Source organism: Pseudoduganella sp. GW821-FHT12E03 (genome assembly GCF_058807115.1).
Window position 1 is genome coordinate 213081 of the sequence record NZ_JBXAQJ010000005.1, and the last position, 17422, is coordinate 230502.

A 17422-nucleotide genomic window follows, 5' to 3' on the forward strand; every position below is an offset into this window, starting at 1 on the left:
CCCCTACCTTTACTTTCCCGTCACGGGACACTCAGACTATATGCATCTATCTGAATTGAAGGCCTTACACGTCTCCCAGCTGTTGGAGATGGCGATCGGCCTGGATATCGACAACGCGGCGCGCTTGCGCAAACAGGAATTGATGTTTGCAATCCTGAAAAAGCGCGCGAAAGCCGGCGAACAGATTTTCGGCGACGGCGCCCTGGAAGTGCTGCCGGACGGCTTCGGCTTCCTGCGCTCGCCAGACGCCAGCTACATGGCATCGACTGACGACATTTATATTTCCCCGTCGCAGATCCGCCGTTTCAACCTGCACACCGGCGATTCCATCGAAGGGGAAGTGCGTACGCCGAAAGACGGCGAGCGCTATTTCGCCCTGGTCAAGGTAGACAAGGTCAACGGCGAATCGCCGGAAGCCTCGAAACACCGCATCCTGTTTGAGAACCTGACGCCGCTGCACCCGAACCAGCCACTGCGCCTGGAACGCGAAATGAACGGCGCGGAAAACATCACGGGCCGTATCATCGACCTGATCTCGCCGATCGGCAAAGGCCAGCGCGGCTTGCTGGTGGCGTCGCCAAAATCCGGTAAATCCGTGATGCTGCAGCACATTGCGCACGCCATCACGGCCAATCACCCGGATGTGACCCTGATCGTGCTGCTGATCGATGAGCGTCCTGAAGAAGTGACGGAAATGCAGCGCTCGGTGCGCGGCGAAGTGGTGGCGTCGACCTTCGACGAACCCGCCACCCGCCACGTGCAAGTTGCGGAAATGGTGCTGGAAAAAGCCAAGCGCCTGGTGGAAATGAAAAAAGACGTGGTGATCCTGCTGGACTCGATCACCCGCCTGGCGCGCGCCTACAACACCGTGATCCCGGCCTCCGGCAAAGTACTGACCGGTGGTGTCGACGCCAATGCGCTGCAACGTCCGAAACGCTTCTTCGGCGCCGCGCGCAACATCGAAGAAGGTGGCTCGCTGACCATTATCGCCACCGCGCTGATCGAAACCGGTTCGCGCATGGACGACGTGATCTACGAAGAATTCAAGGGCACCGGCAACATGGAGGTGCACCTGGAGCGCCGCCTGGCGGAAAAGCGCACCTACCCGTCGATCAACCTGAACAAATCCGGCACCCGCCGCGAAGAGTTGCTGATCAAGGCCGACCAGCTGCAAAAGATCTGGATCCTGCGCAAGCTGCTGTACTCGATGGATGAAATCGAAGCGATGGAATTCATCCTCGACAAGATGAAGGCGACCAAGACCAACGTCGAGTTCTTTGACTTGATGCGCCGCGGCGGCTAACTCCGCTGGTTGGTAAGAAGAAAGCCCTGCGTTTACTGCGCCGGGCTTTCGTTGTATAATCGCAGGTTGTTTTTAACCCCAGGCAAGTGGATAGCAATCGGGTCGAGATGCCGTACTGACCGCCGAAGTGCCGTTTGGCTACCTATCTTTAGAGAGAAACACATGAAAGCAGAAATCCATCCAGATTACCGTGAAGTTGTTTTCCACGACGTTTCGTGCGACTTCAAATTCATCACCCGTTCGACCATCCAGACCCGCGAAACCATCAATCACGAAGGTAAAGACTACCCTCTGATCAAGATCGAGGTTTCGTCGGAGTCGCACCCGTTCTACACGGGTCAGCACAAGATCGTCGACACCGCCGGCCGCGTGGAAAAATTCCGCCAGAAGTTCGGCAAAGTCGGTTCGAAAACCGCCATTGCAGCAGGCTAATCAGCTTCGCAGCACGAAAAAAGGCAGCCTTGGCTGCCTTTTTTTTTCTTGACCCCTGATAAGCTTACGCACCATGAAGCCAGTCCGCCTCCCCGCCGCCGCCACCCTCGCGCTCCCCCGCTGGGCGCTGTTCGCCCTCGGCATGCTGTATATCCTGCCGGGCCTGATTGGCCGCGAACCGTGGAAAAATGACGATGCCGCCAGTTTCGGCGTGATGTGGACCATGGCGCAGGGCACCTGGCAAGACTGGCTGTGGCCGAACATTGCCGGCCTGTCGGTCCCGGACGAAGGCCCGCTGGCCTTCTGGCTGGGCGCGCTGTGCATCAAACTGTTTGGCCCGCTGCTGGGCGACGTGCTGGCGGCCCGGGTGGCCACGGTCGGCATTTTCCTGCTGGGCACGCTGTCGCTGTGGTACGTGACGTTTGCGCTGGGCCGCCGCCAGGATGCCCAGCCGTTGAAACTGGCCTTTGGCGGCCAGCCGGACCCGGATTCGTTTGGCCGCACCCTGGCCGATGCCGCGGTGCTGATTTACCTGGGCTGCCTGGGCTTGATGGTGCACAGCCATATGACCACCTCCGAACCGCTGCAGGTGTCGCTGCTGGCGCTGACCCTGTACCGCTCGGTGCGCTACATGGAATTGCCGTCGCTGCGCAATGCCGCGCTGATCGGCATGGCGCTGGGCTTGATGGCGCTGGTGCGCGGCTGGGTCGCCCCCGCCTTCTTTACCCTGGCGCTGCTGCTGTGCGGCGCGTTCCTGGAAAAACCGCTGGCCCGCACAGTACGCGACCTGGCCTTCGCTGTCGTGGTCGCCACCCTGCTGGTGGCGCCCTGGGCCATCGTCTCCATGCTGGCGCAGCCCTACGGCGCCTCGCCGCTGCCGGGCTGGATGCAGTGGAATATTGCCCAGTTGGCACTGCCGGGCGCAAATTCGGTGCGCTATTTCTTCCGCGTCGGCCTGTGGTTCTGCTGGCCCGCGTGGCCGTTTGCCGGCTGGGCGATTTACGCCTGGCGGCGCCAGACCCGCGTGCTGCACATCGTGGTGCCGGTCACCTTTGTCAGCATGGCGGCGCTGCTGGCGCTGTTTCATCCGGCGCCGGAACAGGGCCAGTTGCTGTTGCTGCTGCCGCCGCTGGCGATCATGGCCGCCTTTGGCCTGCTGACCATGAAACGGGGCGCCATCAACGCCATCGACTGGTTCTCCGTCATGGTGCTGACCCTGTGCGCCGCCACCTTGTGGCTGTTCTGGAACGCCAAGCTCAATGGCTGGCCCGCCAAGGCGTCGCATAACGCCCTCAAGCTGGTGCCGGGCTTCACACCGCAATTCGATACCGCCGCCGTGCTGGTGGCCCTGCTGGCAACGGTGGGCTGGTTCGTGCTGGTGCACTGGCGCCTGTCGCGCCGCCCTTCCGTGCTGTGGCGCGCCGTGGTGCTGTCGTCGGGCGGCGTGATCCTGGTCTGGATCCTGCTGATGACGCTGTTCTTGCCGGACATGAATTACAGCAAGAGCTACGCCACCGTGGCGCGCCAGGCGGCGGCCAGTTTGCCCGGCAACACCGATTGCGTGGAATCGAACACGGCGCCCGCCCAGCGCGCCTCGTTTGCCTACTTCGGCCACTTGCCGTTTGTCGGCGTCAAGGGGGGCCGCTGCAATGTCCTGCTGTTGCAAGACAACTTGCGGGTGCCCGATGAACAGGAAATCGTGCCCGCCTACCGTGCACCGCACTGGACCTTGCTGTGGGAAGGCCGCCGGGCGTCCGACCACCAGGAACGCTTCCGCCTGTACCGCCGGGAGGATGCGGCGGCGCAATAAGCACGGCCGCATCATTCGCCGTGGCAACTGTTACAGGGCCCATGCTATGCTGTCCATAACATGAAAGCCTTCCATCGATTTTCCTGCCTGGCGCTGCTGACAGCGCCGGCCGTGATGGCGGCGCAGCTGGCAAGCGCAGCGCCGCAGGAATCGCTATTCATCGTCGCCGAACACGCGCCGCCGGCCAGCATGAAGGAAGGCGAGGAAGTCACGGGCCGCGAGACGGAAAAAATCCGCGACATGCTGGCCCGGCTGGCGATTCCCTACAAGATCGACATCCTGCCGTGGAAGCGCGCCTTCACCATGGCGCAACAGCAAAAAAATACCTGCGTGTACTCGACCTCGCGCACGCCGGAGCGGGAAAAGCAATTCAAATGGATCGGTCCGACCGATGAGGCGGAATGGGTTTTCGTCGGCCGCGCCGACCACAAATTCCAGCTGCGCACCCTGGACGATGCCCGCTCGCTGCGCATCGGCACTTATAACGGCGACGCCCGCGATGAATTCCTGCGGGCGCGCGGGTTTAATGTGGAGCCCGCGCCCAACGATGCCTCGAATCCCAAGAAACTGTTATTGAACCGCATCGACCTGTGGGCGGTGGGCCTGCGTGCAGGCGCCTCGGTGCCGGCGGAATTTGCCGGCGACAAAGGAGAGATCATTCCCCTGCTCACCTTCCACCGTGTCAAAGTCTATTTGGCATGCAATCCCAGCGTGCCCGATATGCTGGTCGAACGCATGAATGCCGCGCTGGACACCATGCGCCGTGATGGTACTTTTGCCAAACTTGAACGCAAATACACCGAGTTGGAAAAGCGTAAATAACGCTTCCCGGAAACTCTTGTCATTCTGAAAAAATCTTTTGCAATCAAGGCATTGCAGCTTTTTCTATTGTGTTGCGGCAGGCTTTTTTTTCTCGCCCCGAACGCCCACAAATCAGGCAAACGCCGCTATAGTCGAGTGACAATCTCATGCCTCCCGGCATAGTCGCTGGCCCCGCCCCGCTCCGCGCGCCAGCCCGACAGGCCACGTTCCGCAGCGCCCAATCATCGCGCCGCGGCGGGTCACTGCGCTGTTTTTTGCTTAATCTGCCATGTTCAATTTATACAAACTACAGCTCGCGCTGAAAAATTTCTGGGTCCGCATTGCCTTGCTGGCTGGCATTGCCCTGGCGGTGGCACTGGCCGTGTGGAGTACGGAGGTGCCGCAAGACACCAGTCCGATCCAGCGCTCCCAGGATATTTCCCGCATCACGGCGCTGGCCATGCAACGGGACAAGCTGGAATACCTGGTGGTGGCCAAGCCACTGTCGGAAGCGCCCCGCTACATTTACAAATTCAAGGACGCGCCCGTATTGCACGTGGTGAAAGTGCCCAGTACATCCCACCTGAGCCTGGAGCGCGAAGTATTGCTGCGCAATAGCATCCCGTATGCCATTGCGCAAGATGCATGGCTGGCGTCGCACAAGGCGGTGCTGCAGGATGACGTCGGGCCGATGGCCGGCGCCAGTGAATTCCTGCGCCGCCATGCCTTTGACATCCTGGTCGTGGTGCTGCTGCTGTTTGTCTTGAAATTCGGCTTGCCGGGCATGAATCCCAGCGCCACGGTGCTGTCGCCGGACCAGTTGAAAGGCAGCCTGGACGACTTGATCGGCATGGAAGACATCAAGCAGGAAGTGCTGCACCTGGAAGACATGATCCGCAATCGCCACGTGTACAAATCGCACAATATCGACAAGCCATTCAATGTGATGCTGACCGGTCCCGCCGGCACCGGTAAAACCAAGCTGGCCGGCTACCTGGCCAAGCGCCTGAATATCCCGCTGATCCAGGCTTCCGGTTCCGCACTGGAATCGGGCTATATCGGTGGCGGCTCGAAAGCGCTGAACGCCCTGTACCGCAAGGCATGTGCGCGTGGCAATTGCATCATTTTCCTCGACGAAGCCCAGGCGCTGTTCATGCCGCGTGGCCGGGGTGAAAAAAAGTGGGAAGACGATACCGCCAATACGCTGCTGGGACTGCTCGATGGCGTGAAGAGCAACGATGGCGCCGGGGTGATCTGGGTGGTGGCGTCGAATTTCGACGACAGCAATTCGCAAATGGATGAAGCGATGCTGCGCCGCTTTTCCGTGAAGATCAATTTCCGTTTGCCGAACAAGAGCGAGCGGCGGGCGCTGGTGGAATCGTTCCTGAAACGCAAGCAGGATGGCTGTGTCAACTGGGACGACATGAACCTGGAGCAAGTGGCGGAAATCACCGCCAACCTCAGCCCGGCACTGCTGGAAACCGTGGTGGAACGGGCCAGCATGATTTCCATCCAGGAAGGCAAAGTCATCGATACCGACATGATGTTCCGCGCGTTCGAGCGCGCCACCATCGGCTTGACGGACCGCGCCACGACGGCGGAAAAAACCCTCCAGCGCGAACGCATCGCCTTGCATGAACTGGGCCACTTTTTCATGCAAATCGACCCGTACCTGCGCGCCGGCATGGCGCTGTCCGACATCAAGGAAAAATCGCACCTGCTGAAGATCAGCACGGAATCCGTGTCGAAACTGGGGGCGCTGGGCTATGTGCTGTCCGCCGGCGACGACATGTCGCTGCGCACGCTGGAAGAACTCGAACGCGACGTCATCCAGTTGTATGGCGGCGTGGCGGCGGAGGAATTATTTTATGGCGCGCGCGGTATTTCCGTCGGCAGCCAGAACGATATCCAGAAAGCCACGTCGATGCTGGACACGATGGTCAACCGGCTGTCGATGTATTCGCGCTCCAAGCTCGATTACAGCCAGTTCAAGCAGGAATCCAGCGGTGAACACACGCTGCGGCATGTGGAAACCAAGGCCGATGAACTATACAGCTACACCCTGCGCGCCATTGGCGATTACCGCGCCGCCATGGATGACATCAAGGAGGTGCTGCTGGAGCGCTATGTGCTGTCGAAAGACGATATCTTTGCGCTGCTGGCGCAGCGTGATGATATCCAGCCGGCGCTCCAGGCCGCGGCGTAACAACGCAGGGCGGTTTCGCCAGAGGCGGCAACCGCCCTGGTGTCAGCGCTTCGCCATCACAATGGTCTCGGCACGGTTCTTGACTGCCAGCTTTTCAACATCGCGGATCGATACCGTGTCGCCATAATCGCGGAACTGGATGCGGGCGCCATTGGCGGTCATGAAAACGCCGGGCGCTTGCGGGATCAGCTGCATCTTCAATCCACGTTCCTGTTTGACGTAATACTTGCCGACCTGCTGCGTGAATTCGACGCGGGTGCCATCTTCCAGCACAAACTGTTTGGCGTAGTCATTGAATTCGTTGACGGCCAGCTCGTAAGGGGCGCTTGGGGTCTGGGCCGAGGCGGCGCCGATGGCGGCGAAGCTGAAGAGTACTGCGTAGATGATTTTTTTCATTTCTGTTGTCCTGTTATCGGGTAAGGTGGGCACGCGCTGCGGGCGCAGCGCGGCGGCATGCGGTCTGCGATTCCTGTGGTGGTGTCAGCGCTTTGCCAGCACGATGGTGTCGGCCGGCAGCTTGCTGTTGACGGCCAGCCGTTCATAATTGCGGATCGCCACGGTATCGCCGTCATCGCGGAACTGGATGCGGGCGCCACTGGCCGTCGTGAAGACGCCTTCCGATTGCGGCAGCAATTCGGTTTTCTTTTCCCCTTCCAGCTGTGCGTAATAGTGGGCGACGCGCTGCGTGAACTTAATGCGTTTGCCGTTCTCCAGCACATAGGTGTAGGCGTATTCATCGAACTCGTTGTTGCCGAGCTGGTAGGCGGAAGGCGCCTTGATTTGCACGGTGTCCTGGTCGCCGGCCGGAGCGGCAACGGCGCTGGACATGACGGCTGCCGACAGGGCAATGGCAAGGAATGCGGTTTTCATGATGTTCTCCTGTGGTGTGACGTAAGGGCGCACTGCCATGTGCAGGCGCGCGACTGCACCGCCGCGCACCGCGGCACAGTCATCCAAGTAAGTTTTTTAAAAAGCCGGTACGCCGACTTCTGGCGTCAGGGCGGTCCGCCCCGGGGCTGCTGCCCGTCAGCGGCTCGCGATGTAGACGCGATCAGAAGAGACCGGCACCAACCCTGTGTAGGGGATGCGGTCCAGGTGGGTCACGGCGATTGTGTCGCCTTCATCCATGAATTCGACTTTCGCTCCTTGCGCGGTAGTGAATTTACCGGGCGCCTGAGGAAAGAGTTCAACTGGTGCTTCGTGATACATCTGAGTAAAGAACTGGCGGCGCCGCTGAAAAAAATGAATCACGATGCCGTTGTCGAGCAGGTACGGGCGGGCATAAGTATCAAACTCTTGCGGCGCCAGCCGGTAGGCCGGTGCCACGGTTGCCCTGCTAATCTGTACCTGCGGTGGGGCGCTACTATCTGTAGCCTGTTGCTGCGCCAGCGCGGTGCTCACGCACCCAGCCAGCAAGGCCGCAGCCATCGCGCCGATGGCCGTAGGTTTCATGCTTGCCTCCATTGATCAACACACATAGCAAGATCGCTCCTGGCAGGCAGCGACTTCTTCATACTAGCAGTCTGTTGCACTAACAACAGGCCGGCTGTGGCTGATTATTTCTATGCAAGGCGGGAACCCCATAGCCAGGCAGTACCGGCTATCCGGTGTGGCGCGGCGCGGTGCGGGGACACGGCGGGGTGAAGGCGACAGCGGAAACCGCTGCGGTGGGCGAGTTGAACATGATACGTCTCCTAAGGGTGGGCCTGGTCGCCCCCGGCACCTTCTGTAATGTGCGGGGACAAGTTCAAGATAGCAAAGCGCTACAAGGCTTGCGCGCGACGCGCGACAAACGGCGTTTTTTGTGGGACAGACTGCATGCAGAACGGACGAACTGCATGAAGGAAATCAAGCGAAAATTTGGCCGCAAGCAATGCGATACAGCCTGTGTTTACACGACAGGAAAGCCGTAATATCCGGCCCCGCACTGACAAGCCGGCACGCCGCGGGTAAGATAGGGTGATGTTGATCCGACCTTATTACCCTGGCGAAGAGGCGCAGTTGCATGCGATCTTCCACTCGGCCGTGCATGGCCTGGCGCACCGTGACTACACCGCCGAGCAATTGCACGCCTGGGCGCCGCACGACTATGACAGTGTGCTGTGGTCGCAGCGCATGCGCGCCAACCAGGCACTGGTGGCGGAACTGGACGGCCGCGCCGTCGCGTTTGCCGACTTGCAGCCGTCCGGCTACATCGACATGTTTTTTGTGGACGCGTCCTATGCGCGGCGCGGTGTCGGCAGCGCGCTGCTGCGCCATATCATGGCCATGGCGGGCGCCCGCACCATCGGCGTGCTGCGTTCCGATGTCAGCCTGACGGCGGAACCGTTCTTTGCCCGCCACGGCTTCCGGGTCGAAACCCGCAACCATGTGCAGGTGCGCGGCGTCACGTTCGACAACGCCACCATGAGCAAGATGCTGGCGCCATAAGCGGGTGGCGGCGCGCAGCCGCGGCGGGTTACGCCTGAACCGGGAACGGGAGCGCGCCGTGTCCGGGCTCGCGCCGGCGCCGCGCCGTCCAGCCCACCACGCCGAGACCCGCCAGCAGCATGCCATACGTGGCTGGCTCCGGCACCGGCGTCAGCACATACGCGCCACACGTACGCGGGTCGGCGATGGCGCAGGCCCTGCCCGTGATTTGCCCGGCATCATTGATGCCGGTCGCCGTTTGCAAGTCCCACCCCTGCGCGCCACTGCGGCTGGCCAGGGTATCCACATCGGTCCATATGCCGTTCCCATACAAGAAGGCGTCGCTGGAACCATGCCGGCTGACGATCTGCCCGTGGCGATTGATGCCTTCCGGTGCGAACGTGAGGTTGCTGACCGCACCCAAGTCGGTCATCGTGCCGTTCTGGTAGAGGAAGGTATGCCAGCTGTTCGCCTGGTCCGCATAGACACCGGCAATGGCGCCGCTCTCGCTGATGGTGGTGGCATAGGCTTGCTTGCCAGGTGTGGCCAGTTCGCGAAAGCCGGTCGCGTCATACACAAACGCGCGGTGGAAGCCTGCCGCGTTGACGAAGTTGCCCACCACCGTGCCCGCATCGTTGAGATCGGCAGCCTCCGCCGATCGCCCGCCAAAGGTGCCCAGGTCGGTCACCACGCCGCCAGCGGCAACAAAAGCGCTGCGCACGCCCTGCTCGCCATAGGTGGGCTCGAGATAGCCGGCGACCACGCCGCTGTTGTTGACCGCCTGGCCCATCACATCCCGGCCGGCAGGATTGGCGAGGTAGTTGCGCACGCCATTCTGGTAGAGGAAAGTGCGGTGCAACTGCCCCCAGTCGCCCTTGCTCCCCAGGACCGTTCCCTGGTTATTGATGTCGACGAATCGCTGGTATCCCTGTTCGGGGAAGGGATACCAGGCATGGTTGGCGGCCGGCTGCCACAGGGAGCCATAGTGGCTCATCATGGATGGGTCAGCAATCGTGCCAGCCACCATGCCGCCAGCATTGATGGAAACGTCACTATAAATCCCTGGCAAGACTTGCAGGCGGTAGCCTTCCGCCGCCTGCGCCAGTCCAGGCAGTGCGGCAATCAATCCTAAAAATTTCCAAACACGCATCATATTCCTCCAGGCAATTGTGTGCGCTTTGCAGCGCCGCTTTGATCGGAGGCACTATCCTAAGACAGGCTCCGGTCCGCACAATTGCCTTTTAGGCTATTTTTATTTTTATTTAACTTTATGACGCGGTAAAAACGGTTACACCTTCATCGGCAAGATCACCATCTGCAACCCTTCCAGGTGCAGCCGGCGCTGCACCGCCAGCGCGGCCTGGTTGTGCAGCACGCGGCTCATCCAGTTGTCGCTGGCGAAGATCAGTTTACTGGTGAAGAAAATCGCGTTCGGGAATTCGTTGCTGATCTCTTCGCACATGCGCGTGATTTCATCGACCGCGTCGGTGCCAAAGCCCAGGTACGATGACGACGCCATATTGTGGCTGTGGCAAAAATCAACGAAGTATTCCAGCGTGCTTTCCGCGTCGTGCCGCATGGCTTCCAGCGCGCCCTCGCCGCCATACGCGTGGGAATCCACGGTACGGGCATTAACGAAGATAAAGTTCTTGAAGTGGCCCGGGAACATGCGCTGCACCCACAGCAGCGCGTGCAGGCCGCCCCCCTTGGACGAACCGACGATGAAGACGGCGGTCTGGTTGTCCGGGTCCGGTTCCACCGCGTCCGGATGGGGGCCGAACGGCTGGCTGGCAAACACTTCATCGACCGAGTGGATCGCGTGCTTGGTCTGGCGGTAGTGGTTGCGGACCCACACGCAGATGGCGGCAATGCCGCCGATGATGACCGCCGCCGCCCAGCCGCCGTCCATGAACTTTTCCACCAGCAGCACGCCGAGAATACCGGCGCAAATGGTAAAACCGACCGTCGACAGCAGCAAGCGGGCGATCCACTTGCCGCCCGCATCGCGGTTGCGCACCCAGTACAGGCACAGGCCGAACAGGGCGATGGCAAAGGTCAGGAACACGGAAACCGAGTACAGCACCACCAGCAGGGTCACGCTGCCCTCGGTCCAGAACAGGATCGCCAGCGCCGCCACGCCCATCACGAGGATGCCGTTTTGCGTCACCAGGCGCGTCGACAGGTAGCGGAACTTGTGCGGCACCCACGAATCGCCCGCCATGTTCGACAGCACCGACGGACCGCCCAGGAAGCCGGTGTTGGCCGCCACGAACAGCAAACCCGCTTCAAACGCCAGCACCACCGCCAGCATGACCTGGTTGGCCAGCGGCGAGCCGGGATTCATATGGCTGATGATGCTGGCAAAGGTCGATGCATTCAAGGTCTGGCCTTCGGTCGGCCGCGCGTCCCACAGCAGGTACAGCATGATGATGCCGCCCGCGGTAAACGCCAGCGACAGCGCCATGTACAGCATGGTCATCTTGCCGGTGCGCACGCGCGGCTCGGCCAGCAGGTTGACGTTGTTCGAGACGGCTTCCAGCCCGGTATACGTGCCGCCGCCCTGCGAATACGCCAGCAGCAGCATGCTGGCCACGCCGGTCCAGCCGATGCTGCCGGCCAGGCTGACGGTTTCATTGATGGTGCCCGGCACCAGTCCCGGCAGGTTTTCCGAGTGCGCGACGATGCCATACACGATCAGGAACAGGTGCGTGATGACGAAGCCGATGAAGATTGGCAAGAGGATCTGGATCGCTTCCTTCAAGCCCCGCAAATTCATCACGATCAGCAAGCCGATGAAGAAGGCCTCGGCCCATAATTTATAGGGTTGGAACCCGAGCGGCAGGAACGACGCCAGCGCATCGACCCCGGACGCGATGGAAATCGCGATGGTCAGCACATAGTCGAGCACCAGCGCGCAGCCGGAAATCAATCCCATGTACGGCCCCACCAGCTTGGTGGCGACGCGGTAGCCGCCACCACCGGTGGGGAACAGTTCAATCACCTGGTTATAAGCCAGCGCAATAATGAAGACCGTGACCGCCGTGGCGATCGCCATGTACAAGCCCAGGTGCGTGTGGGCGCCCAGCGCCTTGAAGGTTTCTTCGGGGCCGTACGCGGACGACGACAAGCCGTCGGCGCCCAGGCCCACCCAGGCCAGGAACGCCACCAGGGCCATCGAATGGCGCGTTTCGCTTTTCATGGGGTCCAGGGCCTTGCCCAGGATGATTTCGCGGATCTTCTTATACTTCATGCGGATTGTCGGCGTTCGGCAGGGGTAGCAATGATGACACAAATGCTAGTGACGGACATCAACCCAAGATGAAGTATGCGCATTAAATGCGTGCGGGCCATTACAATTTTGTTTGGAGTGCACTATAATGTGGCTCTTGCACGAACATACCTGCCTCGGTGGTGGAATTGGTAGACGCAGCGGACTCAAAATCCGCCGCCGCAAGGCGTGCCGGTTCGATTCCGGCCCGGGGCACCAAACACCTGCATTACATTGAACCCGCATCACCTTTCCGGTATGCGGGTTTTTTGTTATGTCACGCACTACCTGGCAGCCAACTCCACCGCTGTCGCCTCCACTTGCTTGGCTCGTGTGTAATTCAATTCAGCCACACATGCCAGCCGCTTGATGTCGAGCGCGTTGCCGATAGCGCCGCCACCCAGCGCTACCGCCAATGCACACTGGGCTTCCCGGTTTTTACTGAAAACCTGCGAAGCGGCGGCCAGCCTCGATTTCGCTGCAACGACATACCTTTTATCCTCATCCCATCGGGATAACGCGACCGTCAGTTTGCCTTCGGCGTCCTTGACTGCCTGCTCGCTTGTTGCCACGTGCATCGCCAAACAATCCCGCATTCCAGCTTGGGAATAAGCACCACACTCATCGCGCAGCGCTCTCTCATCCAAAGTGCAGGAAGCAGAGCCAGACATGGCGGGTAACCCAAAGACGATCCCCACCCCAATGATTTTTACGATGCGCATGCAACCTCCTGCCCGTTATGCATAACGCTCAAGGCAAACTCCAGCTTCTCTGCATAGCCGGGATCGCCACCTCCGTTATATCGTCTGGCGATCGTATCCGTCGAGATAAGCCGCCACCCCACAATGACCCGCTGGGGCCGCATCCGCCTGCGCACTCTCCTGCCATCGGGTTGCGGCGAACCGACATCCGGACGCCGGTACTCGTAATTCGCCATGCGCATCAGCAAATAACCTATACCTGCCCTGATATTGTGACGCGGGATAGTCCGCGCAGATCCTGCTGTCAGCTGTTTTTGCCAGACGGGCGGTATGATCAGGTCTCCGCCTTCATTCCCCGACAATAGTGCCGCCAGGCCTGGATCGCCAGTCACACCGATTTGCATCGGTTTTCGTTCCCACTCCCGATGCGCAGCTCCAGTTTCAGTCCACACCATTGCCTTAATCAGCTTCCAGTCCAGCGCCGAATAACCTGGCGTGCCAGCCAAATGCCGGTTGAATTCGTTGACGGCGCTTCGGATCTCGCAATCCCAAGAGTTCCACTTCGTATCGTACGCGGCCTTGCTGATGCCATCCTGCCATTTCTGAAATCCTGTCTTCTGCGTTGCCATGCCTGCCTCCTCGTCAACAAAGATTCATTACCAGATGCTGCAAGAGGCATGATTGCTTGTGGCCGGCGTATCGGAATTGGCGACGATCAAATCGACGGGTGCGCTGCCGATTTGCTCTACAATGAGCGCCAATTCCCGCCTTGGTATGCGTTTTTTTTGTTCACCTGCCGTCCGTATCCCGCCTCCGATGACCACCCCCTACCCTCCGCTGGAACCCTACCGCCACGGCATGCTGCCAACCGATGCGCTGCATACGATGTACTGGGAAGAATCCGGCAATCCGCACGGCGTGCCGGTGCTGGTGCTGCATGGCGGTCCCGGGGCGGGCAGCTCGCCGCTCTGGCGGCAATTCTTCGATCCGGCCCATTACCGCATCGTGCAATTTGACCAGCGCGGCGCCGGCCGCTCGACGCCGGCCGGCGAATACCGCGCCAACACCACGCCACTGCTGGTGGGTGACATGGAAAAGCTGCGCGAATTGCTGGGTATTGAACAGTGGCTGCTGTTCGGCGGCTCGTGGGGCGCGACCCTGGCGCTGGCCTATGGCGAGGCGCATCCGGCACACTGCCTGGGGTTTATCATGCGCAGCCCATTCCTGTGCACGCGCGAAGAAATTGCGTGGTTCTTTGAAGGGGCGCGCCTGTTCCACCCGGAAGCCTATGCGGAGCTGGCGGCGGCGCTCCCCGCCGACGAGCGCGGCGATTTGCTGGCGGCCTACGCGCGCCGCCTGTTGTGCCACGACGCGACGCAATACCTGCCGGCCGCGCGGCGCTGGAGCCATTTCGAAATACGGCGCGCATCGCTGCGCGGCGTGCCGCCGGAAGGCTTGCCGCAATCGGACGCGCTCGATATCTGCCTGGCGCGCCTGGAAGTCCATTACTTCCGCCATGGCGGCTTTCTCGAAGATAACCAGTTGCTGCGCGACCTGCACCGCATCGCCCACCTGCCCGCCATCGTGATCCAGGGCCGCCATGACGTGCTCTGCCTGCCGCTGACGGCGTTCCGCCTGGCCGGCGCATGGCGCGGCGCGGTGCTGCGCATTATCGAGGATGGCAGCCACACGGCATTCGAGCCGGGCATGCAGGCCGCCTTGCTGGACGCCGTGGAACGCTTCAAGCGGGATCGCCGCTTCACCGCGTCCTGAACCTGGCAAACCGGTGAGGCGCCGCCGGTTTGCTCTACAATGAGCGCCATTTTCTGAATTGCCGATACTGCAATGGTTTTTAGCTCCGTCACTTTCCTGTTTTACTTCCTGCCCGCTTTCCTGCTGCTGTACTACGTGCTGCCGTGGAAAAACAGCGTGTTGCTGATTGCCAGCCTGCTGTTTTATGCCTGGGGTGAGCCGCGCTTCGTCCCGCTGCTGATGGCGTCCGCGCTGCTCAACTACGGGTTTGGCGTGGCCATTGCGCGCGCCGGCGCGCGCCGCACGCTGGTGCTGGGACTGGGCGTGACGGCCAACCTGGGCATGCTCGGCTATTACAAATACGCGGGCTTTTTCACCACCGTCGCCGCGCAGGTGACCGGCAACGACTTTGCGATCCCGTCCATCGTGCTGCCGCTGGGGATTTCATTCTTTGTGTTCCAGGGGATTTCCTACCTGGTCGACGTGTACCGTGGCGACGTCGATCCGCAAAAGAGTTTCTGGAACTTCGCCATGTATAAAGCCATGTTCCCGCAACTGATTGCCGGGCCGATCGTGCGCTACCGCCAGATCGCCGCCGATGTCGATCACCGCGACGTACCGGCGCAGCGGCTGTGGCAAGGCGTGCGCCAGTTCATGCTGGGCCTGGCGCAAAAAGTATTGGTGGCCAATACCGTGGCGCAGGCGGCCGACGCGCTGTGGCAAGCCGGCCCCGCCAACCTGTCCACCGCCGGCGCCTGGCTGGCCGTGGCGTGCTATACGATCCAGATCCTGTATGACTTTGCCGGCTATTCCAATATGGCGCTCGGCATCGGCCACATGATCGGCTTCACGTATCCGCCCAACTTCAACCGTCCCTACAGCGCCGTCTCCGTCACGGATTTCTGGCGCCGCTGGCACATCAGCCTGTCCAGCTGGTTCCGCGACTATTTATATATCCCGCTGGGCGGCAACCGCCATGGCGCGCTGCGCACGTATGTCAACCTGGCGCTGGTGTTCCTGCTGTGCGGCCTGTGGCACGGCGCGGCCTGGACCTTCGTGCTGTGGGGCGCCTGGCATGGCGCGCTGCTGGTGGCCGAACGCGGCTTCCTCGGCGCATGGCTGGAGCGCCTGCCACGTTCGCTGGCGCAGATGTGGACCCTGCTGATGGTGATGGTGGGCTGGGTCCTGTTCCGCGCGCCGGATGTGCCGACCGCGCTGCACATGCTGCAGACCATGTTCATCCCCACCGATGGCGGCGCCATGGCGCATCCATGGCGCATCGATGTCGGCGCCGTGCAATGGACCGCGCTGGTGGCCGGTACGGTGCTGGCGATCTGGCGCGTGCGGGAGTCCACCGGCACGGTCCCGGCCGCGCCGGCGCGCTGGAAACTGGCCGTGCAATTGCCGCTGGCGCTGGCCGCGTTCGTGCTGTGCAGCGCCAGCCTGGCGTCCGGCACCTATAACCCGTTCATTTATTTCCGATTCTGATGCAGCCCGTCCCACACAATAAAACGCTGTCGGCGCTGGCGAAGGCGTTGCTGGTCCTGCTGCTGGCCACGCCGGCCCTTGCCACCTTGAGCCACAAGCAGCGCGAAGGTGAAAACCGCCACCTGGCCGCGCCGCCGCAACGCCCGACGTCCGTTGAAGAAGCCTTGAAGTACAGCGCCTCGTTCGATGCCTGGGCCAATGACAACTTCAGCCTGCGCGCCGCGCTGGTGCGCCTCAATACCAAGGTCCGCTACAAGCTGTTTGGCCAGTATCCCACCGCGCAAGTGGTGCAAGGCCAGGAAGGCCGCACCTTCCTGACCACCTCGCACCCGGCTGCGCCGGCGTATGCCATGGTGTTTTCCGCCTGCGGCTACCAGACCGAGGTGACCGGCGCCATCGATACGCACATCCGGCGCCTGCTGTCGCTGTCGCGCGAACGGGGCATCGCCGCCAATTTGCTGGTGGTGCCGTCCGCCCCGGCCGTGCACGTGGATCAATTGCCAGGCTGGGCGAGTGCGCTGTGCCGCACCGCCACGCCGCCGATGCAGCGCTGGCTGGCGCAACCGGACATCGATCCGGCCGTGCGGCAGCATGTCGCCTACCCGCTGGACCAGATGCGCACCGCCTCGCGTGAAACCGACCTGTTCCCCCGTACCTTTTTCCACTGGGGCGGCGCCGGTCCGCGCCTGACGGCGGAGTGGACCTTGCGCCAGTTTTATGGCGTGGACCCGGACGCCGCCACGCGCTATGTCAGCCGCAAGGAATGGCTGCCGTCCGATATCGGCCACCTGTTCCCGGGCATCAAGCGGCCCAGCGAAGTCGATGTGATGGATATGGCGGCGTCGCATATCGACTTTTGCTACGGCGCGGTCTGTTTCAACAACGCGCCGGCCATCCTGAAGGATTTTGAAGTGATCCGCCTGCGCAACCAGTCTGCGCCGCGCAAACGGCTGGTCTTGATCACGGATTCGTTCGGTCCGCCCGCCGCGCCGTGGTTTGCCCGCTACTACCAGGAAACCGTGCTGGTCAACGCGAATACGCTGTACCTGGTCAAGCAGGAAGCGGACATGGAACAGGTACGGCAATTCGTGTTCGGCGATGCCGCCAACACCGACTTTATCGTGCTGTACCACGACGCCACCGTGCACGCGGCCCGCATCGAGCAGGATTTCTCGAAGTTGTTGCCGGGTTTTTAACAACGCCGCAACAACTTTGATATTTCCGTGTGGAAATATGCTACTGTATGTCGCTA

Annotated in this window: 16 protein-coding genes and 1 tRNA gene; 10 read left to right on the forward strand and 7 right to left on the reverse strand. The window is 61.4% G+C overall.

Going from position 1 to position 17422, the window contains the following annotated elements; all coding sequences use genetic code 11:
* The first annotated feature begins 40 nt into the window (after positions 1 to 40).
* From rho to AC1RRC_RS14480, 5 genes are all read left to right on the forward strand, one after another.
* Positions 41 to 1303, forward strand: coding sequence for a transcription termination factor Rho (gene rho / locus AC1RRC_RS14460; RefSeq protein WP_493056182.1), 1263 nt, complete (start codon positions 41 to 43; stop codon positions 1301 to 1303).
* Positions 1304 to 1465: 162 nt separating this feature from the next.
* Positions 1466 to 1735, forward strand: coding sequence for a type B 50S ribosomal protein L31 (locus AC1RRC_RS14465; RefSeq protein ID WP_493056183.1), 270 nt, complete (start codon positions 1466 to 1468; stop codon positions 1733 to 1735).
* Positions 1736 to 1808: 73 nt separating this feature from the next.
* Positions 1809 to 3545 carry an ArnT family glycosyltransferase gene (locus AC1RRC_RS14470; RefSeq protein ID WP_493056184.1) on the forward strand — a complete coding sequence of 579 codons (1737 nt, stop codon included), beginning with the start codon at positions 1809 to 1811 and terminating at the stop codon, positions 3543 to 3545.
* A 60-nt stretch (positions 3546 to 3605) separates the two neighbouring features.
* Positions 3606 to 4367 (forward strand): substrate-binding periplasmic protein, encoded by a 762-nt coding sequence (locus AC1RRC_RS14475; RefSeq protein WP_493056185.1) that lies wholly within the window; start codon positions 3606 to 3608, stop codon positions 4365 to 4367.
* Positions 4368 to 4635: 268 nt separating this feature from the next.
* A complete protein-coding gene (locus AC1RRC_RS14480; RefSeq protein WP_493056186.1) occupies positions 4636 to 6552 on the forward strand; it encodes an AAA family ATPase in 1917 nt (638 codons plus the stop codon).
* A gap of 42 nt (positions 6553 to 6594) precedes the next feature.
* Here AC1RRC_RS14480 and AC1RRC_RS14485 read toward each other — a convergent pair whose 3' ends face one another.
* The 3 genes from AC1RRC_RS14485 to AC1RRC_RS14495 all read right to left on the reverse strand — a co-directional run bounded on the left by AC1RRC_RS14485 (position 6595) and on the right by AC1RRC_RS14495 (position 8004).
* Positions 6595 to 6948, reverse strand: coding sequence for a hypothetical protein (locus AC1RRC_RS14485; RefSeq protein WP_493056187.1), 354 nt, complete (start codon positions 6946 to 6948; stop codon positions 6595 to 6597).
* Between the two features lie 84 nt (positions 6949 to 7032).
* Positions 7033 to 7422, reverse strand: coding sequence for a hypothetical protein (locus AC1RRC_RS14490; RefSeq protein WP_493056188.1), 390 nt, complete (start codon positions 7420 to 7422; stop codon positions 7033 to 7035).
* Positions 7423 to 7578: 156 nt separating this feature from the next.
* Positions 7579 to 8004, reverse strand: a complete 426-nt coding sequence (locus AC1RRC_RS14495; RefSeq protein ID WP_493056189.1) for a hypothetical protein — start codon at positions 8002 to 8004, stop codon at positions 7579 to 7581.
* 510 nt (positions 8005 to 8514) lie between these two features.
* Here AC1RRC_RS14495 and AC1RRC_RS14500 point away from each other — a divergent pair.
* Complete coding sequence (locus tag AC1RRC_RS14500) at positions 8515 to 8982, forward strand: GNAT family N-acetyltransferase (RefSeq protein ID WP_493056190.1); 468 nt, start codon at positions 8515 to 8517, stop codon at positions 8980 to 8982.
* Positions 8983 to 9010: 28 nt separating this feature from the next.
* On the opposite strand, the gene AC1RRC_RS14505 is transcribed toward AC1RRC_RS14500, so the two are convergent.
* A complete protein-coding gene (locus AC1RRC_RS14505; protein WP_493056191.1) occupies positions 9011 to 10114 on the reverse strand; it encodes an FxDxF family PEP-CTERM protein in 1104 nt (367 codons plus the stop codon).
* Positions 10115 to 10249: 135 nt separating this feature from the next.
* Positions 10250 to 12211 (reverse strand): APC family permease, encoded by a 1962-nt coding sequence (locus tag AC1RRC_RS14510; protein ID WP_493056192.1) that lies wholly within the window; start codon positions 12209 to 12211, stop codon positions 10250 to 10252.
* Between the two features lie 152 nt (positions 12212 to 12363).
* On the opposite strand from AC1RRC_RS14510, the gene AC1RRC_RS14515 reads away from it, so the two are divergent.
* Positions 12364 to 12448 (forward strand) — tRNA-Leu (locus AC1RRC_RS14515).
* A gap of 65 nt (positions 12449 to 12513) precedes the next feature.
* On the opposite strand, the gene AC1RRC_RS14520 is transcribed toward AC1RRC_RS14515, so the two are convergent.
* Positions 12514 to 12951 (reverse strand): lysozyme inhibitor LprI family protein, encoded by a 438-nt coding sequence (locus tag AC1RRC_RS14520; protein ID WP_493056193.1) that lies wholly within the window; start codon positions 12949 to 12951, stop codon positions 12514 to 12516.
* Positions 12939 to 13559, reverse strand: a complete 621-nt coding sequence (locus AC1RRC_RS14525; protein ID WP_493056194.1) for a LysM peptidoglycan-binding domain-containing protein — start codon at positions 13557 to 13559, stop codon at positions 12939 to 12941. The genes AC1RRC_RS14520 and AC1RRC_RS14525 overlap by 13 nt, the downstream gene beginning before the upstream one ends.
* Positions 13560 to 13746: 187 nt before the next feature.
* On the opposite strand from AC1RRC_RS14525, the gene pip reads away from it, so the two are divergent.
* The 3 genes from pip (at position 13747) to AC1RRC_RS14540 (ending at position 17366) form a co-directional block, all read left to right on the forward strand.
* Positions 13747 to 14703, forward strand: a complete 957-nt coding sequence (gene pip / locus AC1RRC_RS14530; RefSeq protein WP_493056195.1) for a prolyl aminopeptidase — start codon at positions 13747 to 13749, stop codon at positions 14701 to 14703.
* A 72-nt stretch (positions 14704 to 14775) separates the two neighbouring features.
* Positions 14776 to 16170: an MBOAT family O-acyltransferase gene (locus tag AC1RRC_RS14535; protein WP_493056196.1), complete on the forward strand. Its 1395-nt coding sequence runs from the start codon at positions 14776 to 14778 to the stop codon at positions 16168 to 16170.
* On the forward strand, positions 16170 to 17366 hold the full coding sequence (locus tag AC1RRC_RS14540; protein WP_493056197.1) for an alginate O-acetyltransferase AlgX-related protein: 1197 nt from the start codon (positions 16170 to 16172) through the stop codon (positions 17364 to 17366). The genes AC1RRC_RS14535 and AC1RRC_RS14540 overlap by 1 nt, the downstream gene beginning before the upstream one ends.
* The last annotated feature ends 56 nt before the right edge of the window (positions 17367 to 17422 follow it).